18 protein-coding genes, 2 pseudogenes and 1 riboswitch are annotated in these 22,492 nt (G+C 68.2%); of the genes and pseudogenes, 7 read left to right on the forward strand and 13 right to left on the reverse strand.

Annotation, left to right across the window (positions count from 1 at the left end; genetic code table 11):
* Positions 1-351 precede the first annotated feature (351 nt).
* Positions 352-538, forward strand: a riboswitch (cobalamin riboswitch).
* 141 nt (positions 539-679) lie between these two features.
* Positions 680-2,980 (forward strand): 5-methyltetrahydropteroyltriglutamate--homocysteine S-methyltransferase, encoded by a 2,301-nt coding sequence (gene metE / locus AB4Z47_RS00090; protein ID WP_441947062.1) that lies wholly within the window; start codon positions 680-682, stop codon positions 2,978-2,980.
* 577 nt (positions 2,981-3,557) lie between these two features.
* On the opposite strand, the gene AB4Z47_RS00095 is transcribed toward metE, so the two are convergent.
* The 3 genes and pseudogenes from AB4Z47_RS00095 to AB4Z47_RS00105 all read right to left on the reverse strand — a co-directional run.
* Complete coding sequence (locus AB4Z47_RS00095; RefSeq protein WP_441947063.1) at positions 3,558-3,707, reverse strand: limonene-1,2-epoxide hydrolase family protein; 150 nt, start codon at positions 3,705-3,707, stop codon at positions 3,558-3,560.
* Between the two features lie 20 nt (positions 3,708-3,727).
* The gene (locus tag AB4Z47_RS00100) at positions 3,728-3,904 is read right to left on the reverse strand and encodes a DUF1737 domain-containing protein (protein ID WP_441947065.1); all 177 of its coding nucleotides are present in this window, start codon (positions 3,902-3,904) and stop codon (positions 3,728-3,730) included.
* A gap of 143 nt (positions 3,905-4,047) precedes the next feature.
* A pseudogene (locus AB4Z47_RS00105) lies at positions 4,048-4,257 on the reverse strand (methylisocitrate lyase); the annotation flags it as partial.
* A gap of 400 nt (positions 4,258-4,657) precedes the next feature.
* Here AB4Z47_RS00105 and AB4Z47_RS00110 point away from each other — a divergent pair.
* Positions 4,658-6,079, forward strand: a complete 1,422-nt coding sequence (locus AB4Z47_RS00110; RefSeq protein WP_441947066.1) for a short-chain fatty acyl-CoA regulator family protein — start codon at positions 4,658-4,660, stop codon at positions 6,077-6,079.
* On the opposite strand, the gene sigJ is transcribed toward AB4Z47_RS00110, so the two are convergent.
* Positions 6,058-6,993, reverse strand: a complete 936-nt coding sequence (sigJ, locus tag AB4Z47_RS00115) for an RNA polymerase sigma factor SigJ (protein WP_441947067.1) — start codon at positions 6,991-6,993, stop codon at positions 6,058-6,060. The genes AB4Z47_RS00110 and sigJ overlap by 22 nt on opposite strands.
* Positions 6,994-7,167: 174 nt before the next feature.
* Here sigJ and AB4Z47_RS00120 point away from each other — a divergent pair, with 174 nt between their 5' ends.
* The gene (locus tag AB4Z47_RS00120; protein WP_441947068.1) at positions 7,168-8,634 is read left to right on the forward strand and encodes an MFS transporter; all 1,467 of its coding nucleotides are present in this window, start codon (positions 7,168-7,170) and stop codon (positions 8,632-8,634) included.
* A gap of 283 nt (positions 8,635-8,917) precedes the next feature.
* Here AB4Z47_RS00120 and AB4Z47_RS00125 read toward each other — a convergent pair.
* From AB4Z47_RS00125 to AB4Z47_RS00145, 5 genes and pseudogenes are all read right to left on the reverse strand, one after another.
* Positions 8,918-9,481, reverse strand: a pseudogene (locus tag AB4Z47_RS00125) (carbohydrate ABC transporter permease); the annotation flags it as partial.
* 36 nt (positions 9,482-9,517) lie between these two features.
* On the reverse strand, positions 9,518-10,444 hold the full coding sequence (locus AB4Z47_RS00130; RefSeq protein WP_441947069.1) for an acetamidase/formamidase family protein: 927 nt from the start codon (positions 10,442-10,444) through the stop codon (positions 9,518-9,520).
* Between the two features lie 109 nt (positions 10,445-10,553).
* The gene (locus AB4Z47_RS00135; RefSeq protein WP_441947070.1) at positions 10,554-12,140 is read right to left on the reverse strand and encodes a purine-cytosine permease family protein; all 1,587 of its coding nucleotides are present in this window, start codon (positions 12,138-12,140) and stop codon (positions 10,554-10,556) included.
* A gap of 222 nt (positions 12,141-12,362) precedes the next feature.
* Positions 12,363-14,642 (reverse strand): ATP-dependent DNA helicase RecG, encoded by a 2,280-nt coding sequence (recG, locus tag AB4Z47_RS00140; protein WP_441947071.1) that lies wholly within the window; start codon positions 14,640-14,642, stop codon positions 12,363-12,365.
* A gap of 3 nt (positions 14,643-14,645) precedes the next feature.
* A complete protein-coding gene (locus tag AB4Z47_RS00145; protein WP_441947319.1) occupies positions 14,646-16,430 on the reverse strand; it encodes a DAK2 domain-containing protein in 1,785 nt (594 codons plus the stop codon).
* A 330-nt stretch (positions 16,431-16,760) separates the two neighbouring features.
* On the opposite strand from AB4Z47_RS00145, the gene rpmB reads away from it, so the two are divergent.
* The 3 genes from rpmB (at position 16,761) to AB4Z47_RS00160 (ending at position 18,388) form a co-directional block, all read left to right on the forward strand.
* Positions 16,761-16,952, forward strand: coding sequence for a 50S ribosomal protein L28 (gene rpmB / locus AB4Z47_RS00150; RefSeq protein WP_011210730.1), 192 nt, complete (start codon positions 16,761-16,763; stop codon positions 16,950-16,952).
* A gap of 94 nt (positions 16,953-17,046) precedes the next feature.
* Entirely contained in the window at positions 17,047-17,589 is a 543-nt protein-coding gene (locus AB4Z47_RS00155) for a GNAT family N-acetyltransferase (RefSeq protein WP_441947072.1), read from the forward strand.
* Between the two features lie 10 nt (positions 17,590-17,599).
* Positions 17,600-18,388 carry an enoyl-CoA hydratase/isomerase family protein gene (locus tag AB4Z47_RS00160; RefSeq protein ID WP_441947073.1) on the forward strand — a complete coding sequence of 263 codons (789 nt, stop codon included), beginning with the start codon at positions 17,600-17,602 and terminating at the stop codon, positions 18,386-18,388.
* A gap of 7 nt (positions 18,389-18,395) precedes the next feature.
* Here AB4Z47_RS00160 and AB4Z47_RS00165 read toward each other — a convergent pair whose 3' ends face one another.
* The 4 genes from AB4Z47_RS00165 to thiL are packed head-to-tail and all read right to left on the reverse strand — an operon-like array spanning position 18,396 to position 21,353.
* Complete coding sequence (locus tag AB4Z47_RS00165) at positions 18,396-19,259, reverse strand: alpha/beta fold hydrolase (RefSeq protein ID WP_441947074.1); 864 nt, start codon at positions 19,257-19,259, stop codon at positions 18,396-18,398.
* Positions 19,260-19,315: 56 nt separating this feature from the next.
* Complete coding sequence (locus tag AB4Z47_RS00170; protein WP_441947075.1) at positions 19,316-19,555, reverse strand: hypothetical protein; 240 nt, start codon at positions 19,553-19,555, stop codon at positions 19,316-19,318.
* A gap of 50 nt (positions 19,556-19,605) precedes the next feature.
* Complete coding sequence (locus AB4Z47_RS00175) at positions 19,606-20,289, reverse strand: uracil-DNA glycosylase (RefSeq protein WP_441947076.1); 684 nt, start codon at positions 20,287-20,289, stop codon at positions 19,606-19,608.
* A gap of 11 nt (positions 20,290-20,300) precedes the next feature.
* The gene (thiL, locus tag AB4Z47_RS00180) at positions 20,301-21,353 is read right to left on the reverse strand and encodes a thiamine-phosphate kinase (RefSeq protein ID WP_441947077.1); all 1,053 of its coding nucleotides are present in this window, start codon (positions 21,351-21,353) and stop codon (positions 20,301-20,303) included.
* A gap of 469 nt (positions 21,354-21,822) precedes the next feature.
* Between thiL and AB4Z47_RS00185 the strand changes: the two genes are divergently transcribed.
* Entirely contained in the window at positions 21,823-22,458 is a 636-nt protein-coding gene (locus AB4Z47_RS00185) for a DUF3515 domain-containing protein (protein ID WP_441947320.1), read from the forward strand.
* Positions 22,459-22,492: the final 34 nt, after the last annotated feature.

Below are 22,492 nucleotides of genomic sequence, written 5' to 3' on the forward strand. Positions count from 1 at the left end.
GATCAGCACCGGGTTGACCGCCAGAGAACCAACCAGCACCTCGCCCGCGGCGTGGCGCGCTTCGATATTGCGAGCGAACGTTCGGGCATCACGACTCTCCTACCATCCACGTCCATCTCGAACGAATGCCACCCTGAGCAGCCGAGGCCAACCTCTATACCGCACCCAAAAGTGGAACGCCGGAGTTTCAATCGGCAAGGGTTTGCGCTGGTTTCCGAGCCGGTCGGGCAGCCGCGACGCCGCGCGTCCTATGCTGGGAGTGCAGCTGGTTCACCGGCGCACGACGAGATGGAGCCCCGACGTCGCGCAATGGGTCGAGCCCACTCGTGCGGAGACGCCACGAGGGGCGAGAGGGAACCCGGTGGGAATCCGGGACTGTCCCGCAGCGGTATGCAGGAACGACCGCCGTCACCACGCACTGAGTTCACCGAGCCGGAAGGCTCCGCGACTTGGGAAGCGACGGCCAGTAGGTCGGCCATCAGGCGAGACCCGGCACCGGCCGGGCCCGCCCGGCCGGTGCCCGCGAGTCCGAAGACCTGCCAGCCGTGCCGGGTACGCCGTACCCGGCGGCCACCGCCTCGTGGATTTGGGCGTGCGGACCACCAGCGCGGACGTGTCGGGCTCCCTCAGCCGGGAACATCTCCGGCATGTCACTGGTTCTCCGGCTACCCGTATGGCGATGGCTTTTCGACCTCAGCAATGGAGAAACATCGTGACTGTTTCACATCAGAAGCCGTTCACCGCAACGGTTCTCGGGCTACCTCGGATGGGACCGCGGCGCGAGCTCAAGCGGGCGACCGAAGCATACTGGGCGGGCCGGATCGAGGCCGAAGAGTTGCACGCCGTCGCGCGCGACCTCCGGCAGGCCCAGCTCACCGAATTGCAGGCCGCAGGCCTCGACTCGATCCCGATCGGCACCTTCTCCTACTACGACCAGATGCTCGATACGGCTGTCCTGCTCGGCGCGCTGCCACCGCGGGTCACCGGGATCGCCGATCCCCTGGACCGCTACTTCGCCGCCGCGCGCGGCACCGACACGGTCGAGCCACTGGAGATGACCAAGTGGTTCGACACCAACTACCACTACTTGGTGCCGGAAATCGGCCCGGAAACCCAGTTCTCGCTGCACCCGGAGAAACTGCTGGAGGAACTGCGGGAGGCGGTCGCGCTGGGCGTCCCCGCGCGACCGGTGGTGATCGGCCCGGTCACCTTCTCGAGGTTGGCGAAAGCGACGGGCAGTGCGCCGCTGGGTCGGCTGAGCGAGCTGGTTCCGCTGTATCGCGAGCTGCTGCGGCGGCTGGTCGCCGCGGGAGCGGAGTGGGTGCAGATCGATGAGCCGGCGCTTGTTACCGACCTCACCGCGGACGAGATCGATCTGGTGCGCGTCACCTACGAGGAGCTGTCCGCCGCGATCGACCGTCCCGCGATCCTCGTCGCGACCTATTTCGGATACCCGGATGCCGCGCTCGCCGTACTGGCCGGCACCGAAATCGAGGGTGTCGCCATCGACTTCACCTCCGGCACCGAGGTTTCGGAGGTGGCAGCGGTGCCGGCTCTGGCCCGCAAGCTGGTGGTGGCGGGCATCGTGGACGGTCGGAATGTATGGCGCACCGATCTCGACCACGGCCTGGCGACCCTCGGGACTTTGCTGGGATCCGCCGCGCACGTGGCGGTTTCGAGTTCGTGCTCGCTGCTGCACGTGCCGTACACGCTGGCCACGGAGACGCGGCTGGACGATCGGCTGCGGTCCTGGCTCGCCTTCGGCGCGGAGAAGGTGGCCGAGGTGCGTCTGCTCGCGACCGGGCTGAGCGAGGGCGCCGAGGCGATCGGCACCGAATTGGCGACAACTCGTTCGGCGCTCGAATCTCGACGGTCGGATCCCCGGCTGAACGATCCGCGGGTGCGGGCCAGGCTGGCCGCGCTCGGACCGGACGCCGTCCGGCGCGCGCCCGCCGAGCAGCGGCGCGAGCTGCAGCGAGAACGCTTGCGGCTGCCCGCGCTGCCGACCACGACGATCGGTTCGTACCCGCAGACTTCCGCGATCCGGTTGGCGCGGGCCGCGCTGCGCGAGGGCGAGATCGACCAGGCCGAGTACGTGCGCCGGATGCGCGCCGAGATCGCGGATGTCGTTGCGCTGCAGGAGAAGCTGGGACTGGACGTGCTGGTGCACGGTGAACCGGAGCGCAATGACATGGTGCAGTACTTCGCCGAGCAACTCGACGGGTTCGCGGCCACCGAACAGGGCTGGGTGCAGTCCTACGGCACCCGCTGCGTGCGCCCGCCGATCCTGTTCGGCGACGTGACGCGGCGGGAGCCGATGACCGTCGAGTGGATCGGCTACGCGCAGTCGCTCACCGACAAGCCGGTCAAGGGCATGCTGACCGGTCCGGTGACCATCCTCGCGTGGTCGTTCGTGCGCGACGACCAGCCACTGGGTGATTCTGCGCGGCAGGTGGCGCTGGCGATCCGGGACGAGACGGTGGATCTGCAGACGGCAGGCATCCGGATCGTCCAGGTCGACGAACCGGCGCTGCGCGAACTGCTTCCGCTGCGCACGGCTGATCAACCCGCGTACCTGGAGTGGTCGGTGCAATCGTTCCGGCTCGCGACCTCTGGGGTGTCGGACGCCACGCAGATCCACACCCATCTGTGCTATTCGGAGTTCGGCGAGGTAATCGATGCGATCGCCGGACTGGACGCCGATGTCACGTCGATCGAGGCGGCGCGCTCACGCATGGAGGTGCTCGACGACCTCAACGCCGCGGGCTTCGACCTCGGCGTCGGGCCGGGTGTGTACGACATCCACTCACCGCGGGTGCCCAGCGTGGAGGAGATAACCACATCGCTGCGCGCCGCGCTGAAAGCGGTTCCCAGCGAACGACTCTGGGTGAATCCGGACTGCGGGTTGAAGACCCGAGGGCCCGCCGAAGTGGAGGCCGCACTGCGCAACATGGTCGCCGCCGCGGCTGCCGTGCGCTGAGTCCGGCTGACCGATGATCGGCGCCCCTTCGGATTTCGGAGGGGCGCCGGTACTCCCCGCGGCCTGGTGATGGACGTGTCTGCCGCCACGGCACTGCGGATCACCGACACGAACACACCGCGGCACCACCTCGAGTCGAGCCGCGTACCAACGCCGTCGACTGATCGGCCGCGAACACCCGCACCGCCCGACATTGCGGACCGGGCCGAATCCGCCGAGACTTCACTCGATTTCCGGCTCCGGCTTCGGGCTCTGCCGCCGCCGCGAGGTATACCGCTCGCACGGCTCCTCCCACCGCGTCACCGGCAGGACCCGCGCCCTCGCCCGCATCCCCCTCCGCCACGCCGTATGGCATCCGGAACAGCGCTCCATGCGCACCCCTCCTCGCAGGTCATCAAAGACTTCTCTTTCCCCACTCACCTACTTCGACGCGCACACCCCCGATTCGGTTCCCACTCCTTTCACCCGACTATTGCGATGCATCGAATGTCGGTGGGGCCCAGCTGATTCTCCTCGAGTCGGGGACGCGTGGAGCCGCGACAGCCGACTCCGAAACGAGCTGTTCGACTGATCTGCCTTATCCGCCGAAGGCGCGGTTGATGGCGGCCATGTCGAAGTAGTCGCGCCAGGTGCTGATCGCGCCATCGGTGACCTCGAAAAATCCCATGACCGGCAGCGGCGTGACACGTCCCGCGCCGCGCAGGGTGTCGGTGCGTTCATCACGCAACGGATTTTCTGATGACCGCGCTACTCGCCGTCCAGGATCAGGGCCTGGGCCGCGATCACGTACGTGCCGTCGAAGGCAACCGCGGGGGAGCCGTGCAGCCGGTAACCCTGCCCGAGCAGGGCGCTGACCCGTTCGCAGAATCGCGCGTCGTCGACGCCGGTGATCAATCGGTAGCGCAAGGGCTGGTCGTCGGTCATTTCATCAGGGTAGGACGGCGCGTGGTGGCGGGCTTGCTTGCGGCCGGGACGAGTGCGGCGCAGAAGCGATCGGCCTTCCTGGCGGGCATGACCTCTGGCCGCATCCAGCCACTACCCGGGCGTTCAACCCATTGGCGGCCAGGCTGTTCACCGAGGTAGCAGCCCGCCGGACCCGCGTCCTCCAGCAGGGTCACGGTGCGCGCTGCGTTCATCGGCCCTCGAAGCCGGCGTCGGCGTGGATCAGCACGGGAAGGTCGGTGACCCTCGCGATCTGCTTGCCCGCGCGCGGCGACGTCACTCGGCGTGGTCAGTCCGGATTCGGGCAATGCCAGTTCCGCCCTCATCACGGCACCGGGAGGCAGACCCTGGGGCGTCCGCGGCGCCTGACGGAGCACGTCGTCGGACACGGTGAAGTTCAACAGATCCAGTTCTCCGGCAACCAGTTCCGACGTCCGCTGGGTCGCGTCGAGGAAGCGCTCCCGCTCGCCTTGTCGAGTACCCCAGCGGCGAGAGCGCGGAACTCGGCAATCTTCGCGGCGAGATGTTCCGAGCATGGAAACTCCTCGGCGGCGGCCCGGACCCGCACGATGTGTGTCTTCATGCACCCGCCACTGCTGAGCAATGTGAAACCGCATCTCTTCGCACACTACACAGCTCGGATCGATCAAAAAATGCCTTGCAAAGGCGTATTTTTGCGGGAAATAACCCCGCATTTTGCGATGATTGCGAATCATCGCAGCTACCATCGTGCACGTGCGCAAGATGTATGCGGGCGCCCGGCTTCGGCGGTTGCGCGAAGAACGGAGGATGACCCAGGCGGCCCTGGCGAAATCGCTGGATCTATCGCCCAGCTACCTCAATCAGCTCGAGCGCGACCAACGGCCGCTCACTATCCCCGTGCTGCTGAAACTCAACTCCACCTTCGACCTCGACGTCCAGTTCTTCGCCGCCGATTCGGACGCGCGCCTGGTGTCCGACCTGCACGACGTGTTGGTGGAAGCCGCGAGCGGACACACGTCGCCACTGACCGAGGTGGAGGAACTGGCGACCCGGCAGCCAGAGGTCGCCAGGATCGTGGTGGCGATGCACCGGCGGCTACGCGCCGCCACCGACCAACTCGATCTGCTCTCGGCACGGGTGTCCGCGCCTGCGGGCGCACCGGGTGTGCCCATGCCCTACGAGGACGTACGCGACTTCTTCTACGATCACCACAACCACATTCCGCAGCTCGACATCGCCGCCGAGCAGCTTTTCGAGAACTCCGGTCTCACCATCGGCTCGCTCGACCGCCAGCTCGCCCGGATCGCCGAGGAGCGCGCCGGAGTCACGGTCCTCGTCCGCGGCGACGGCGCGGACCGGACCATCCCGAAGCGGCACTACGACCCGGAGACCCGCACGCTGACCCTGGCCAGGCGGTTGCGTCCCGGCCAGCGCGCCTTCCAGATCGCCACCACCCTCGCCTTCCTGTTGTATGGGGCCGAGCTGGACGGGGTACTCGCCGAAACCCCCTCGCTCAACGGCGAATCCCGCACTCTGGCCCGCATCGGGCTGGCGAACTACTTCGCCGGCGCGCTCGTGCTGCCTTACGGGCGGTTCCTCCGGTCGGCCGAGGAACTGCACTACGACATCGACCTGCTCGGACTGCGTTTCGAGGTCGGCTGCGAGACCATCTGCCATCGCCTCAGCACCCTGCAGCGGCAAGGGCAGCGTGGCGTCCCGTTCTTCTTCGTCCGCACCGACCGCGCTGGGAACATCTCGAAGCGTCAGTCCGCCACCGCGTTCCACTTCTCCCGCGTGGGCGGCAGCTGCCCGCTGTGGGTGGTGCACGAGGCGTTCGCGCACCCCGGCCGCATCCTCACCCAGGTGGCCGAGATGCCCGACGGACGGCGCTATCTGTGGATCGCCCGCACCGCCACGACTGCGCCTCACGGGTTCGGCACCGCGACGAAGAACTTCGCGATCGGCATCGGCTGCGACATCGAATTCGCCGAGCGCCTGGTCTATTCGGCGGGACTGCTGCTGGACGACCCGGCCGCGGCGGTGCCGATCGGCGCGGGCTGCAAGGTCTGCGAACGCCCCGCCTGCGCACAGCGCGCCTTCCCGCACATCGGCAGCCCGCTCGCGGTCACCGAGAACACCAGCACCGACCTGCCCTATCCGCGTGTGGGCCGCTGATCGATATCAATCCTGGTGAGTTTGTCCGGATTGGCGACCGCATAGATTCCCTTGATCCGCTCGGTCGACGGATCGATATCGAGCACGAGGACGGCGAACGGCGCGCCCGCCGAGAGGATCAGCGCGGCCGGGTCGCCGTTGACGAACCGGTAGCCGACACCGACGTCGGGCACGTGGCTCAGCACCACCTGGCTCGTGATCAGGCGCGCGACCTTGTCTCGGCCCTGGACCGGCCGCAGCGCCGCGCGCTGCTTGCCGCCGCCGTCGGACCAGAACGTCACGTCCGGCGCGAGCAGCGCCAGCAACCCCGCCAGATCGCCGTCCGTCTGGGCGGTGAGGAACTCCTCGGTCAACTGCCGCTGCACACGAGGGTCGACCTGGCAGCGCGGCCGCCGAGCGTGCACATGCCCCCTGGCCCGGTGCGCGAGCTGGCGGGTCGCGGTGGCGCTGCGGCCGAGGATCTCGGCGATGTCGGTGTGCGGATAGCCGAAGACCTCGTGCAACACGAACACCGCACGCTCGAGCGGGGTGAGCGTCTCCAGCACGACGAGCATGGCCATGGACACCGACTCGGCGCGCAGCGCGGGCGCCGCGGCATCCTCGCCGCCGTGCCCGATCGGCGGGTCGGTGACCAGCGGCTCGGGCAGCCATGTGCCGACGTAGGTTTCGCGCCTGCGGTTGATCACCGCGCGCCGGGCGAGGGCCTGGTTCACTGCGATGCGCACCAGATATGCCCTGGAGTGTTCGATCTCGTCGGTGTCGCTCCGGTGGCGCGCGACCCAGGACAGCCAGGTCTCCTGGAGCACATCCTCGGTGTCGGCCACGCTGCCGAGCATGTTGTAGACCACCGAGAACAGCAGCTCCCGGTGGTCGGCGAACACCCGCGTCGCGTGCTCGTCGACGGTCTCGGTCATCGGCCCTCCCTCGGTCTCACAAACAGGAGCGAGACGGAACCGCAATACGTGACGCCGGTGGCCGAATTGTGATCTATCTCTCAGCACTGCGCCGCGATGTCACGTTCGCCCCGCAACTAGGGCTCTCGGTTCGCAACGGATGACAACGCGTCCGGACCGAGAGAGGACATCGGAGTGACTGCACGCACCGAAACACCATCATTCCTGGCGACCCGCCGCGGCAAGCTCACGCTGGCGCTGCTGTGCACGGTCGCCTTCCTCGACTTCGTCGACGGCTCCATCGTCAACGTCGCACTGCCGACCATCCAGCGCGAGTTCGGTATGCCGGTGCCGACGCTGCAATGGGTCACCAGCGGGTACCTACTGACTTACGGCGGGCTTCTACTGCTCGGCGGGAGGCTGGCGGACCTGCTCGGGCGGCGCAGAATCTTGATTGCCGGGACGGTCGTCATCGGCCTGTCGTCCGCGTTCGGCGGGCTGGCCGACAACAGCGGGCTGCTGATCGGCGCCCGGCTCGCGCAGGGTGTCGGGGCGGCGCTGATGCTGCCCGCCGCATTGTCAATCCTGACCACCAGCTTTCGGGAGGGCTCCGATCGGCACACTGCGGTCGGGATCTGGGGCGGCACCGCCGGTCTCGCGTCGGCGACGGGCGTATTCCTCGGTGGTGTGATCACTGAGGGACCGGGCTGGCGCTGGGTGTTCTACGTCAACACCCCGGTCTGCCTGCTCGTGCTCGCGGCTGTTCCACTGCTGATTCCGAACGATCAGCGCAACGAAGTCCGACGCGGCTTCGATGTGCTCGGCACGGTCCTGGCGACGTCGGGACTGATGACGCTTGTCTACGGCTTGGTGAAGGCGCCCGAATACGGGTGGGACGACGCGCGCACACTCGGTGGGCTCGCGATCGCCGCCGCGTTGCTGGTCGGGTTCGTGGTGAACGAGCGCGTCACCGCTGACCCACTGGTCCCGCTGTCGATCTTCGGCATCCGCGGGCTGGCCGCCGCCAATCTGACACATCTGGTCATCGCCGCGGGCATGATGTCTATGTTCTTCTTCGTCACGCTGTACATGCAGACGGTGCTGGGCTATCGGGAATTCGAGGCGGGCGTCGCCTATCTTCCCGTGAGCCTCACCATCGGCGCCGCCGCCGGAGTGGCGACAAAGTTTTTCGCCAGAACCGGCACCCGAGTGTTCACCGTGGTCGGTTCGCTGCTGTGCGGGCTCGGTGTGCTTCTGCTGTCACGGATGTCGACCGACGGGTCCTACCTCACTGATCTGCTGCCCGGGATGCTGGTGATGTCGGTCGGAGCCGGCGCGGTGTTCGTCGCGAACACCACGGCGGCGAACGCGGGCGTGCCCACCGATCAGGCCGGTCTGGCCGCCGCGCTGCTGAACACCGGGCAGCAGCTCGGCGGCGCGCTGGGGCTGGCGGTGCTCACCGCCGTCGCGACCTCGCACACCAACGCTCAGCTGGCGGCGGGGCATGCGCCACTCGAGGCGATGAACGCCGGGTTCGGGCGGGCGTTGTTCGTCGGCGGAGTCATCGGAGTGGTCGCCGCGATCCTCGGGTTGCGCACGGTGAACGCGCGAGGGGAAAACGACCGGTCAGCTGGATCGGCATCGGAAACTCTTGCCGACTAGGCGATCACGGGCAGGTGCGGCCGGGAACGAGAGCGCCCCGGCCCCCGCTGCCGAGCCGTGTGGGGCACAGCATCGGTTCCGCACGATCTGTCGACCGACCACGAAGCCGTACGGCGCTCGCCCCCTGAGAAGCCCCAGTCATGATTTGTCCAGGTACTTCGGACGGTCGGCGTCGACGGCGGCATTCAGAGCCGGGAGTCGTGTTTGCCCGACCACACCGGCCGCACGGAGCCCTCGAACAGTTCCGTGCAGTCTCGAAGTCCGCTCTCGAGATCGCGATGGATTACCGTACGCCGAGTCCTGTCCTGGCGATTCCACGGAGAAATGCTCGTTGGGCGACGGCGTAGACGATGACCAGTGGTAGCAGGATGAGCAGCGACGCTGCCATCAGCACCGGCCACTTGGAAACGTATTGACCTTGCCTCCAGACCAGGCCGAGAGTGAGTGTGCCGATGCTCTTCTGCTGGACCATCACCAGCGGCCACAGGAAGTCGTTCCACACGTTGACCCAGGTGAGTACCGCGAGCACCATGACGGCGGGCTTGGCGTTGGGCAGCAGGATCCGCCAGTAGATCTGCCAGGGTGAGCAGCCGTCGATGACGGCTGCTTCCTCGAGATCCTTGGGCAGGGCGCGGAAGAACTGCCGCATGAGAGAGGTGCCGAACGCGCTGCCGAACAATCCTGGCACGATCATCGCCCACGGGGTGTCCATCCATCCGAAGGTCCGCATGAGAATGAACTGCGGGATGACGGTGACCGTCAGCGGCACCATCAACGTGGCCAGGTACAGGACGAATACAGTGTCACGGCCCTTGAACTGCAGCCGCGCGAACGCATACCCGGCCAACGGGTACCGATCCCGTCGTGGAACGAGGCTGAATGATCAGCGAATCGCCCCCCACGGAAGAACTGCGTGCACGCCGACCACGCCGTTCACGATCTGGGTCACCCGAACGTCGACGGCGACGCTCGCCAGCAGGATCGCGTCGGGTCGAGAGACATTGTGCAACCTGCCGAGCAGCGCAAACATGGAATCGAGCGCTCGGAATGTCGCTTCGTCGAGGTCGTCTCCCAGGCCCATAGTCACCCAGCCCGCAGGCGTCCGCGCCACAGGGCTGTCGAGTGTCCAGTCGTCCCGTAGATCCAAAGTCAGGTCCACCTGCTCCATTGGGCACTCGATCGCGGTACCGCTGATCTCTCCGTCGCCCTGTGCCGCGTGACCGTCTCCCACCGAGAAGAGGGCTCCGTCTACTGAGACGGGCAAATAGAGCGTGCTTCCTGCTACGAGTTCCTTGCAGTCGAGGTTCCCGCCGTGCCACCGAGGCGGAAAGGTGGGATGCAGGCCCGGCTCGGCCGGCGGCATGCCCATCACGCCGAGAAACGGGCGTAACCGAACCGTGTGTCCGTGTTGGTTGCGTCCTGTCATCGCTACCGTGTCCAGTTGCCAGGCATGCACAACGCCGGGATCGGCAATGCCATATCGGGCGTTGAGCCCGCTCAGGGGCTCTGCCGACGTGCCCCATGAACCGGGAACAACCGCATTCACGCGTACGCTGAGAACCATTCCCGGCCGCGCGCCCCGAACCGCGATCGGACCGATGAGAGCGTGGCCATAACCGTCGCGATACTGCGGTACCCGAGGCCGTTCGCTCACTGCGCCATTGACATATGGGCCACTTGACCACCAGGCATCGAGCGTTTGCAGCCGCACGGAATCGCCGGGTTCGACAGTGAGCACCGGAGGCAGTTCGCAGGAGAAGAAGCCGTGCAGGGTCTGGTCGTCCGGCTTCAACGAAAACGAGTTCACCATTGGTTCTCCGGATGTTGTGAACCGATATCTGCCGCCTTACAGCGGGCGCGATTGCAACGATGTTTACCCAGCGGCGCAGCAAACGCCCATGCCCGATGTCGGTCCTGATTCATCGTGCGGAATCCACCCCAGCCCGAACCTCGGCGGTCGGCTCGTTTTCCTGCGCGACAGCTGACGGAATATCCTCGGCCTCCTGCGGTCGAGGGCCCGCCCGGTGCGAAGCCGCGTATGTGAGTGCGGCAAGCCCGAGCGCTACGAAGACGCCCACATTGCTGGTGCCGAGGCTGCCGTCGCGGGCGGCGGGGGTGAACAGGTAGCCCAACAGGCGACCGATATGCGGATCCTCAGAGGTGACCAAGCCGAGCCCAACAGCGGTAGCCACGGTCAGACTCCCCACCCCGGACCAGTTGATCCGACCGTAGGCGCCGACCGGGCTGTAAAGGGCGGCCCGGTCGTAGCCGTTTCGGCGGCGCTGCCACAGATCGATCAGGAAAATCCCGGTCCATGCGGCCATCGGCACACCGATAACCGTCAGGAATGCCTGGAACGGGGCAAAAAAGCTCGGTGCGGCGAAGACAACGTATCCACCGGCAAGCGTCACCAGGCCGGCATCGATAAGCACCGCGGCCTGACGAGGAAGCCGCGCACCCATCGTCAGCAACACCAGCCCCGATGAGTAGAGGTCCATGATCGAGGCGGACACGAACGAGAGCACGGCGAAGGAGACGTAGGGAACGAGGAACCACGTCGGCAGGTGTGCGGCAAGCGCACCGACCGGATCGGTGGTTGCCGCGTTCGCGACCGCTGGGTCACCGGCGGCCAGAAGAATCCCGAACATCAACAGAATGACAGGTGGTGCACTGCCGCCGAACGTGGTCCAGCCGACCACCCCGCGCCGGGTCGCCGCCCGCGGTAGGTATCGGGAATAGTCGGCGGCGCAGTTGACCCACCCCAGACCGAACACTGTCGCGGTGAATGCCACACCGCCGGCGAAAGCGCCCCAACTGAAGTGACCGGTCGCCGTGAACGAGATCCGGGGCAGAGTCAACACCAGATACACCCCGGTGAGGGCGGCGAACGCCAGAGTGAGCCATTTCTGGACTCGCAAGATCACATGCAAGCCATAGATCCCCACCACCGTCGAGGCAACGATCACTGTCGCGAAGGCGACAACCATGACTGGTGTCGTGTTCACATCAGGATTCAGGCGCAGCGCCACGGTCTTGGCAGCGAGAGTGGATAAGACCGCTCCCACGGTCTCCCAGCCGACCAGCGCCAGGTAGCTCAGCAGAGCGGGAATTTTGTTGCCGTGAAATCCGAACGCCGCGCGGCTGGCGACCATGGTCGGAGCCCCACCCTGCTGCCCCGCCAAGGATGCCAGACCGACGAGGAGAAACGACAACACAGCACCGACCGCTGCCGCAAGCGTCGCCGACAGCCAGCCCAGACCGAGCGCTGCCACATACATACCGAACGCCACAATGATCACATTGATATTCGGAGCGGCCCACGGCCAGAACAACACACGTGGCTTGCCTCGCCGCTCATGGTCGGCAATCCATTCGAGCCCGTTTCGCTCGATCGTCCACGCCGTTCGTCCAGTCGAAACGGCCGCTGGCTCGGCCGGAGCGGTAAACCCAGCCGACCCTCGAACAGGTGACGATGCACCGACGGGTTCCGCTACTGTTTCGTCCACCTGGGTAATGTACCGCTATCCAACGGGTCATTGAATAGCGTTTGATAGATTTTGGTCGACGGCCGGACCGGCGACGAAACCGTTGCCGTCTGAGTCGGTCCCTGACGTCGGGCCGGGAATCGTATGCGCCCAACCACATCCGCCCGCGGGCCCTCGAACGGCTCCGCGCGGACTCGGAGTACCGCACCGGACGCGGCACGGCGCCGCGGCCGACCCCGACCTTCAGGATTTGGCCAGGAACTCCAGGCGTTCGGAGTCGACGGCGGCGTGCATCATGCCCGCCAGGCCGGGGTGTCGCTGTAAACCGGGATCGGATTCCACCACCTTGCGAGCGAATTCCTGTGCGGCGGTGATGACCTCGAGGTCATCGAGCAGCGACAGCAGGCGCAGCGACCGGGCAGTGCCGGACTGCGCGGCACCCAGCACGTCGCCCTCGCGGCGGGTCCGCAGGTCGAGCACCGAGAGTTCGAAACCATCAGTCGTGGCGGCTACAGCATCCAACCGTGCCATCGCCGAACCGCCGGGCGCCGCGTCGGTGACCAGCAAGCACAGGCCCGGGTGCTCGCCCCGACCGATGCGGCCGCGCAGCTGGTGCAGCTGGCTGACGCCGAACCGGTCCGCGTCGACAATCACCATCACCGTCGCATTCGGCACATCGACGCCGACCTCGACCACCGTGGTGCAGACAAGCACATCCACCGATCCCTCGTTGAACGCGCGCATCACCTGATCTTTTTCGTCAGCGGGCAGCCTGCCGTGCAACAGACCGACCCGAACGCCGGAAAGCGGGCCGCTGCGCAGCATCTCGAACACGTCGAGCACCGCCTGGGTGGTCGGGCCTTCCTTCTCGATGTCGCTGGACTTCGATCGCCCGTTGCGGGACTTGCCGGAGCCCTCCTCGTCGTCGCCGATCCGCGAGCACACCACATAGGCCTGGCGACCGGCGCCGACCTCCTCCACGATCCGCTCCCAGGCGCGGTCCACCCAGTTCGGATGTTGCCTGCGCGGCACGACCTTCGAGGTGATCGGCGAACGTCCCCTCGGCAATTCGGTCAGGGTGGAGGTCTCCAGATCACCGAGTGTGGTCATCGCGATGGTGCGCGGGATCGGCGTCGCGGTCATCACGAGCAGATGCGGGCTGCTACCCGCCTTCGCTTTGGCGCGCAACGCGTCTCGCTGCTCCACGCCGAAGCGGTGCTGCTCGTCGACCACCACCATGCCGAGATCGAAGAATTCGACGTTGTCCTGGATCAGCGCGTGCGTGCCGATCACGATGCCCGCCTCGCCGGTCACCGCCTCCAACAGGGCGGCTTTCTTGGCCGCGGCCGACATCGACCCGGTGACCAGCACGATGCGGGTCGCGTGCTCGGCCGCGCCGAGTTCGCCCGCGGCGCCCAGCTCGCCGAGCATGCCGCGCAACGACCGGTAGTGCTGTGCGGCAAGCACTTCCGTCGGCGCGAGCAGTGCGCACTGCGACCCCGCGTCGACCACCTGCAGCATGGCGTGCAGGGCGACGATCGTCTTGCCGGAGCCGACCTCGCCTTGCAGCAGCCGGTGCATCGGCTGCGTGCGGGCCAGATCGGCCGAGATCTCGCCGACCACCTGCTGCTGTCCGGCGGTGAGCTCGAACGGCAGCTGCCGGTCGAATGCGGCGGCGATGCCGTCGGCGTGCGGCGTGCACGCCGGCGCCATCCGGCCGGACACCTCGTGCCGCCGCTCGGCCAGCACCAGTTGCAATGCCAGCGCCTCATCGAAACGCAGCCGCTCCCTGGCCTGATCGATGTCGGACTTGTGGTCGGGCAGATGGATCAAGCGCAGCGCGTCGGATACCTGCAGCAGCGCGCGTTCGGCTCTGACCGGCTCCGGCAGCGGGTCCTCGATCGGGTCGAGCTGGTCGAGCACTTGGCGGACGCAGGCGAGCACGTCCCAGCTCTGCACCTTCGCGGTCGCCGGGTAGACCGGGATGAACTCCCGTTCCATGAACGAAGTATCCACCCCGCCGGCACCTTTCGCGCTCTGGGCGAGCCCACGCAGGTCGCCGCCGCCGCGCACCTTCGTCAGCGCGCCGACCGATTCATCGTCGTCGGCCTCGGGCAGGATCAGGTAGCCGGGATGGCTGAGGTTCCACTGACCGGGCCGCCAATAGTTCACGGTGCCCGACATCATCGCCCGCAGACCCTCGCGGACAACGTATTTCACCTTGTCGCCGTTGAAGAACGTGACGTCGACGCCGCGCCCCGAACCGGTGTCGAGGACCACCTTCAGCAGTGAACCGCGGCGGTTGCGCATCGGACGCAGTTCAGCTTTCGTGATCCGCCCGATGACGGTGATGTGCGAACCGTCCTCGGGGGCTTCCTCGGTGAGTGGCTGCCCTTGCGTCGCGTAGCGCACCGGGTAGTGCCGCAGCAGGTCCTCGACGGTATGCATGTCGAAGGCATCCACCAGCGAGGCTGCCGCCTTCACGCCGAGGATGTGGTCGAGCCGATCGCTCAGTGTTGCCATGCCCTACTCCACTCCGATCTGCACCAGGTCGCCGCGCTGCCCACCCGGATACACGATGACCTCGACACCGGGAAAGCCCTGTGCGATGTGCGCGGCAAGTTCGTCGCCGAGCCCGTCCGGCACCGTCGCCCCCATCAGCAGGGTGACCAGCTCGCCGCCGAAGGCGAGCATCCGATCGAGCAACGTCCGGCCGGCCGTGCGCACATCGCGATCGATCACCACCACGTCGTGGCCGACCAGACCCAGCCCGTCGCCCAGTGCGCAGGTGCCGACCATGGTGAGCGCGCGCTGCGTGGCGGCGCGCAGCGATCCCCAGCGCGTGGTGGCGGCGGCCTCCGACATGGCGAAGGCGTCGTCGACCGCGATCCGGCCGCGGTCGTGCACGGCCAACGCGGCGAGCCCCTGGACCATGGACGCGCTCGGCAGCAGAAGCACGTCCCGGTGGGCGTCGCGCGCCGCGACGCCGACCGCGACCAGCTCGTGCGCGGGCAGCGCGCCGTTCGGCAGTACCAGGACCTCCCGGTTCGGCATCCGCCGGATCGCGGCGAGCAGCGCTCGCGCGGTGACCGGCTCGTCGCCGCCGAGCACCACAGCCCCCGCGTCTTCGAACAGCGTCGCGGCGCCTTCTCCCGATGCGACCGCGAGAACCCTCCGGTCGGCCGGCACCTCCGGGGTCGCCGTGGTCGCGACATCGTGCGCGGCCGGGTTGCACGCCACCACATCGGCGGAACCAGGTACGGCCCGTGGGGAATCGGATGCCGCGGCGATGGTGGACCTTGCGGCGTCGATCTGCGCGGCGTCGGCTGGGCAGGCACGGTCCTGCCGCGGAACCTCGCTGCGCTCCGGCCCGTGGTCGAGGTATTCGGAGAACGCGAAGCCCTCGATACGGATTCGGCTGAGCGTGCCCGCCGCGATCCCCGCCTCCACCGCGGCACCCGCGTCGGCGCAGTGCACATGGGCGGACCAGAAGCGGTCGCAGTCGCCGACGACCACCACCGAATCGCCGAGCTCACCCAGGCGCACCCGCAGCGTCGCGACCCTCGACTCGTCGGTGTCGGCGAGCAGATACATCACCTCATACCGCTGCTCGGCACCGGACTCGGCCGCGATCTCCGACGCCGGTGGAACCGCGACCGCCCGGCGCCGGGCATACTCCGGTCGCGCGGGCACCTCGCCGAGAGTTACCGAGACCAAGCTGTCCAGCAGCACGACCAGCCCGCGAGCGCCTGCATCGACCACCCCGGCGTCGCGCAGCACGTTGAGCTGGGAAGGAGTGTCCCCGAGCGCTTTCGCAGCGCCGTCGGCGGCCGCCAGCGCCACGCCCGCGATCGATACATCCGAACAGGCCGCGGCGCACGCGGATGCGTAGTCCAACACGGTGAGGATGGTGCCCTCGATCGGCACACTCAATCCCGCGCGCACCAGCGCCGAGGCTCGGGCGAGCGCGGCACGCAGGGTGTCCGCCGTCAGGGACCCGCCGCGTACGGCGTCGGCGATGCCGCGCAACACCTGGGAGAGGATGATGCCGGAGTTGCCGCGGGCACCGACCGTCGCACCGTGTGCCATGGCCGCTGCGACGGTATGGGCCGACGCCGCACCGGTTTCGGCGCTTTCGGCGAACAAGGCCACTTCGGCGGCCCCGACCGCGGCGCGCATGGTGGCCAGCAGGTTGGTCCCGGTGTCGGCATCCGGGATGGGGAAGACATTGAGTGCGTTGATCTCTTCGCGCCGATGCTCCAGACCCTCGAGGCAGGCTCGGCCCCAGCGCAGCAATGCCGTGCCGTCCATCACGTCCCGCACTCCGGGCACCGCCACCTCTCTCCCGTCCGCCACCTGGGCACCATCACCGTCCGCCAGGTTAGCGGGCGAGACCGACAGTGAGCGCGAGATACCGGGCCACTACACTGGCGGATGCTCAGCTGACATTCCGGCTTTCGTTTCCCGGGACCGGTTTGGTGGATCGAGACTCGCACAGCTACCCTTGCAGGGTTGCCTCGCGCGGCCGTCGCCGGTCCGCGCTGGCCGACACCGTCGGCAAGGCACATCACGACATTGTTTCCGGACATGCCGCAGTACGAATGCGGCGGTCCCCACCATGACATGAAGGAGTTCGCGACTATGGCTGCCGTCTGCGACGTCTGCGCCAAGGGCCCCGGCTTCGGGAAGTCGGTCTCGCACTCGCACCGGCGCACCAACCGTCGCTGGAACCCGAACATCCAGACCGTTCGCGCCCAGGTCGCGCCGGGCAACACCCGCCGCATGAACGTGTGCACCTCCTGCCTGAAGGCCGGCAAGGTCGTCCGCGGCTGATCCGCCCGGCTGACCAGTACTACCGACACACGCCCTGGCACCCTCATCGGGTGGTCCGGGGCGTAGTCATGACCGCGGTTGCGTAGCGCGCGCCATGACCAAGCCTCCGTGGCGCATCCTGCCCTTGACCGCCGAGCACACGCACAGTCTCGCCGAGTGCCACATCGCGTGCTGGCGCGAGGCCCATCGAGACCTGGTGCCCGCCCACGTGCTGGACGCGTTCGACGTCGAGCGCCGGGCCGAGCAGTGGGAGCGCAACCGGGTCCGGTATCCCGACCACACGCATGTCGCGGTCGTCGATGACGCCGTCATCGGATTCGCCAGCGCGGGTCCGCCCCGTGACGCGCAGGCCGTGACCCCGCTCGAACTCCACGCGCTCTACGTACGCTCCGGGTGGTACGGCACCGGCGTCGCGGACGATCTGATCCGCGTCGCGCTCGATCCGGCGACGCCGTGCTCGCTCTGGGTGTTCGAGCAGAACCCACGCGCGCAGGCCTTCTACCGCAGACATGGTTTCGCGCTCGACGGTGCGCGACAGGCGGAGCCGCTCACCTCCGCGATCGAGGTGCGCATGGTGCGCGATCCGGTGCCGCACGGCGACTCCGCGCCCACCGAGGCCCCACCGGACACGCGCTAGGGTGCAGATCATGACATCCACGCAGCAAGCCGACTACGTGACAATCGTCGACGGCGTTCTGCTGATCACCGTCGCCACCGCCGCCCACGGCACGTCCATGGACTTCGCGGGAATCAACGCGGGCACCGCCGCGCTGCGCTCGCTCGGTCCCGAGGTGGGCGCGGTGCTGCTGCGGGGCACCGGCGCGAACTTCTGCGCGGGTGGCGACGTGCGCGGCTTCGCCGCCGCGCAGGACCGTTCGGCGCATGTCCACGGTCTGGCCACCGACCTGCACGAGTTCGTGCGCACAGTGGACGCGACCACGGTTCCGGTGCTGGCCGCGGTCCAGGGCTGGGCGGCGGGTGCCGGGATGAGCCTGGTCTGTCTCGCCGACATCGCGGTGGGCGGCCCAAGCACCAAGCTGCGGCCCGCCTACCCCGGCATCGCCCTGAGCCCCGACGGCGGCATGTCCTGGACGCTGCCGCGCCTCGTCGGCGCGAGCCGGGCCCGCGACATCCTGCTCACCGACGCCGTTCTGGACGCCGACGAGGCACTGCGACTCGGCATCCTCGGCAAGCTCGTCGCCGACGAGAAAATCGCCGAGGAGACGCTGCGGCTCGCGCGTACCTTCGCCGCCGGCCCGCGTTCCACCCACGCGAGCATCAAGTCGCTACTGCGGCAGTCGGATTCGGCGACGCTCAGCGACCAGCTCGACCGCGAACGCGACGCGATCGCCGCGGCCGCGAACTCCCCTGCGGGACGTGAGGGCGTGAATGCGTTCGCCGAGAAGCGCAAGCCCGACTACACCGGACTCGTCTGACGCTGGGTCAGTCCCGCGTCTCCAGCACGAATTTCGCCACCGCATCGGTGAACGAGTCGTTGTCGTCACCGGCCGCGGTGTGTGCTGCGTCGCCGATCTCCACCAGTTGTGCGTGCGGCACCAGCCGCTGGAATGCTTCGGCTCCTTCGGCACTCACCACGTCCGAGCGCATACCGCGCACCAGCAGGACCGGAATGGACAGCACCTGCGCCGCGTGCTCCATCTGCTCGGTCATCGCTACCGCGTCCTCGGCCCGATCGCCGAGCATGCCCGGATCCCAGTGCCAGTACCAGCGACCGTCACGCTCGCGCAGATTCCGCAGCAGGCCGTCGGTGCTCTTCGGCCGCGGGCGATGCGGCATGTACTCGGCGACCGCGTCAGCCGCCTGGTCGAGGCTGTCGAAGCCGTCGCGGTGCTTGCCGAGGAAGTCGATCACCCTGGCGACCCCCTCCGGCTCCGGCCGGGTCACGATGTCGACCAGCACCAGCGCCGTGATCGCCTCCCCGCCGGGCACGGCGGCGGCGAGCAGACCGGTGACCCCGCCCATGCTGGCGCCGACCACGACAGCGGGAGCGCCGAGCTGCTCGAGCACGAGCAGCAGGTCCCGCACCATGGTGTCGTATCGATAGTCGCGGTCGGGCGCCCACTGACTGTCGCCGTGCCCGCGCGCGTCCAGCGTGACCACGCGCATTCCCGACGCACCGAGGCGCGCGCCGGTCTGCTTCCACGAGTGGCGCGTCTGACCGCCCCCGTGCAGAAAGACGACGAGCGGGCCGTCGACCGGACCGAACTGATCGGCGGCCAGCTCGATTCCCCCCGAACCGCGCAGCCGGAGCCGGGACGGTTCGAGAAGATTGTTCGCACTACTCACGATCTGAGGATCGCACACTGCCGGTGCCGGCGCGCGGCAACCTCTCGATCAGGACCTCAGCAGCCGAGGTTGCCCACCAAGAACAGGCACGCGACCTTCGCGTTCACCGACGCGGAGATGGTGGATGAGCCGCTGGAGGTGAACTCCTCGGCGACCGGCGCCGAGGTGTTTTCCGTGGCGGGCTCGAGCCGCAGCGGGGCCGCACCGGCGACAGCGGCGCCGGCGGTGAGCGCGGCGCACACGGCCAGGGTCGCGGTCGTGCCGCGCAGCGCGCCACGGACAGTGGTGTTGTGCATGGAAAAGCTCCTCACTCGATATCTCTCTGGTCGATCACATACAGGCGCCCTCATGGCAGGCGCCAGTCAACCGGTTCGGCCCCCAATTCGTCGAGCAATTCGTTCACTCGCGAGAAGGGGCGGGAACCGAAGAAACCGCGCGACGCGGACAACGGCGACGGATGCGCGGACTCGATGTAGGGGATCTCGGCCTCGGCCAACAGCGGCTTCAGCGTCGACGCGTCTTTGCCCCACAGGATCGCCACCAGCGGCTCGTCCCTGGCGACCAAGGCGCGAATCGCCTGTTCGGTGACCGCCTCCCAGCCCTTGCCACGATGCGAGGCCGGCTTACCCGGCGACACTGTGAGCACTCGGTTCAGCATCAGCACACCCTGGTCCGACCACGGGCTCAGGTCACCGCACGACGGCGTCGGGTGGCCGAGGTCCTTGCTGTACTCCGCGAAGATGTTGGCCAGGCTGCGCGGAATCGGTGAAACATCGGGCGCCACAGAGAAACTGAGGCCCATCGGGTGGCCGGGCGTCGGGTAGGGGTCCTGGCCGACGACGAGCACGCGCACCGCATCGAACGGGCGCTGGAAGGCGCGCAAGACATTGTCACCGGACGGTAGGTAGCCACGGCCCGCCGAGTTCTCGGCACGCAGGAAATCTCCCATCGCACCGATCCGATCCGTCACCGGCTCGAGTGCCTTCGCCCATCCCGGATCCATCACTTCCGACAGTGGTTTTGCGCCCATGACCGCACAACCTATCGTGGTTCGCCCTCGGATGCCGAGTCCGCCCCATGGAACGATTCCCACCCACCGTCACCGGCGTGCGCCACGCCGTCGACGGTGACCCCTCGACCGGCGACAACCCGCCCGATCGCGACCCATCCAGCGGGGGGCACACGCCCGGGCGTCCACGCGCCGACAAAGGCGTGATCCTCGCCGCCGGTCAGGATCCATTGCGCCGCATCCGCATCCAATCGCGCGGCGATCTGTTCGAGTGCCGGGTCACGCAGTGCCGCCGAATCCAGATCGATGGCGACGCCGGAGGCCGCCGCGACATGCCCCACATCGGCGAGCAACCCGTCGGATACATCAGTCAGCGCGTGTAACCCGGCCCCCGACGGACCGATCCGCTCCGGATCATCCGGGTTCGGCTCCGAATTGTCCACTGCCGCCTGGGCATCCGCAGCAGCATCGCCGTGTAGCACGTCCAGTACCGCCGCATACGGCGGCCGCGGAATGCGGTGGGCGGCAAGCGCTTCGGCGAAATCGGCGGTGGCCACTCCAGCGGTGAGCGCGGCGAGGCCCGCGGCCGACCAACCGAGGCGGCCCGCGACCGCGACCGTGTCGCCCACGCGCGCACCGGCTCTGGTGATCGGCGCCCCACCACGAAGGTCGCCGAAAGCGGTGACGGAGATGATCAGGTCGCGGCTGCGAACCAGATCGCCGCCCGCGATCGACCCGCCCACCCCGGCGGCCTCGGCCCACATGCCGTCCGCGAGGCCGTCGACCATATCGAGCGGGGTGTCGGCCGGGCAGCCGATCGCGACGACGAACGCGCTCGGCACCGCTCCCATGGCGACGACATCGGCGGCGTTCTGGGCGATGGCCTTGCGACCGATGTCCTCGGGACTCGACCAGTCCAACCGGAAATGCCGATCCTGCACGAGCATGTCGGTGGTGACCACGAATCGGCCGTCCGGCGCGGCCACCATCGCCGCGTCGTCGCCGGGACCGAGCAGCACGCCTCGCGCCTGCACCCGGCCGGCATTGATACGGTCGATCAGCGCGAACTCCCCCAGTTCACGCACCGTCCTCGGGCCCGCGCTCTCGCTGATGACCGATCCTTTCAGGCACGCCGCTTGCTGGAATCGGCCCGACGGTACCCTTTCCAGGGCAATCGGGTACCACCGGGCCGGTCCACCGCGCCGCCGCGCTCCCGCGGCGCCGACGACCGGCACCGTTCAGCGCGAGCAGGAAGGATCGGTGAGCATGGCGGCGGATTCGCCGGACCGGGACTCGGCCGAGGACAAGCAAACCGTAGCCACGGGACCCGTCGCCGACGCTCGGGATTCCGAGGCGACAAACACTTCGGCGGGGAGCACCACCGACGCCGCGGACTCGAACCACGACACCGAACCCGACGTCGAAGCGTCGGGTAGCAACAGTGCGGACTCACCCGCCCAGGCCGCCGGGGCGGACACCGAAGCCACCGCGGCAGACGCGGAGACCCCAGCGCCTGAGGAAGAAGTCCCAGCCCGGAGCGCGCAGACCGCCGACATTGACGCAGCGACCACCGAACCTGCCGACGACGCGACCGAACCCGACGGGGCGACCGAACCCGCTGCGGCCGAAGACACCTCGCCTGCGGCAGTCCCGACACACCCGTACTCCCCGGCCATGATCGCCACCGCCGTTGCCCTTCCGGTCGTCCTGGTCGTCGCTGTGCTCGTGGCCGCCGTGCTGGCGCGTCGGGCGCCGGTCGACCGTGAACCGTTGGTGCTCGGTCCCGTTCCCGCTCCTGCCGCCGCTGGTCCCGCCTGCACCGCGCTGCTGCCCGCCTTGCCCGCGGACCTGGGTGAATTCACGAAGTCGACCCTCGTCGAGCCCGCCCCGCCCGCCACTCGAGCGTGGCAGCGCGCCGATGGCGGCGACCCGATCGTCCTGCGCTGCGGCCTGGACCGCCCGTTGGAGTTCAACCGCGCCTCACCCCTGCAGATCGTGAATGGCGTCCAGTGGTTCGAGGCCCGCGACCAGGCCGCGAAGGCGAGCACCTGGTTCGCCGTCGACCGCGAGACCTATCTCGCCCTGACCGTCCCCGACGGTTCCGGCCCGACGCCGCTGCAGGAGGTCTCCGACACGATCACCGCCGCCCTTCCCGCTCAGCCGATCGACCCGGGCCCGCTCCCCAACTGACCGCACGGCCCCTGGTACGACGCCGCTATCCGGT

The organism is Nocardia sp. 2TAF39, assembly GCF_052114905.1.
Classification (GTDB): Bacteria; Actinomycetota; Actinomycetes; order Mycobacteriales; family Mycobacteriaceae; genus Nocardia.

What these genes read in the sequence shown, in the direction of transcription:
- AB4Z47_RS00175 (WP_441947076.1), bottom strand. Translation starts at nt 20,289, where the DNA reads ATGGGCGCAAAACCACTGTCGGAAGTGATGGATCCGGGATGGGCGAAG.
- rpmB (WP_011210730.1), top strand. Translation starts at nt 16,761, where the DNA reads ATGGCTGCCGTCTGCGACGTCTGCGCCAAGGGCCCCGGCTTCGGGAAG.
- sigJ (WP_441947067.1), bottom strand. Translation starts at nt 6,993, where the DNA reads ATGACCGAGACCGTCGACGAGCACGCGACGCGGGTGTTCGCCGACCAC.
- AB4Z47_RS00130 (WP_441947069.1), bottom strand. Translation starts at nt 10,444, where the DNA reads ATGGTGAACTCGTTTTCGTTGAAGCCGGACGACCAGACCCTGCACGGC.
- AB4Z47_RS00170 (WP_441947075.1), bottom strand. Translation starts at nt 19,555, where the DNA reads ATGCACAACACCACTGTCCGTGGCGCGCTGCGCGGCACGACCGCGACC.
- AB4Z47_RS00100 (WP_441947065.1), bottom strand. Translation starts at nt 3,904, where the DNA reads ATGACCGACGACCAGCCCTTGCGCTACCGATTGATCACCGGCGTCGAC.
- AB4Z47_RS00145 (WP_441947319.1), bottom strand. Translation starts at nt 16,430, where the DNA reads ATGGACGGCACGGCATTGCTGCGCTGGGGCCGAGCCTGCCTCGAGGGT.
- AB4Z47_RS00155 (WP_441947072.1), top strand. Translation starts at nt 17,047, where the DNA reads ATGACCAAGCCTCCGTGGCGCATCCTGCCCTTGACCGCCGAGCACACG.
- AB4Z47_RS00160 (WP_441947073.1), top strand. Translation starts at nt 17,600, where the DNA reads ATGACATCCACGCAGCAAGCCGACTACGTGACAATCGTCGACGGCGTT.
- metE (WP_441947062.1), top strand. Translation starts at nt 680, where the DNA reads ATGGCTTTTCGACCTCAGCAATGGAGAAACATCGTGACTGTTTCACAT.
- recG (WP_441947071.1), bottom strand. Translation starts at nt 14,642, where the DNA reads ATGGCAACACTGAGCGATCGGCTCGACCACATCCTCGGCGTGAAGGCG.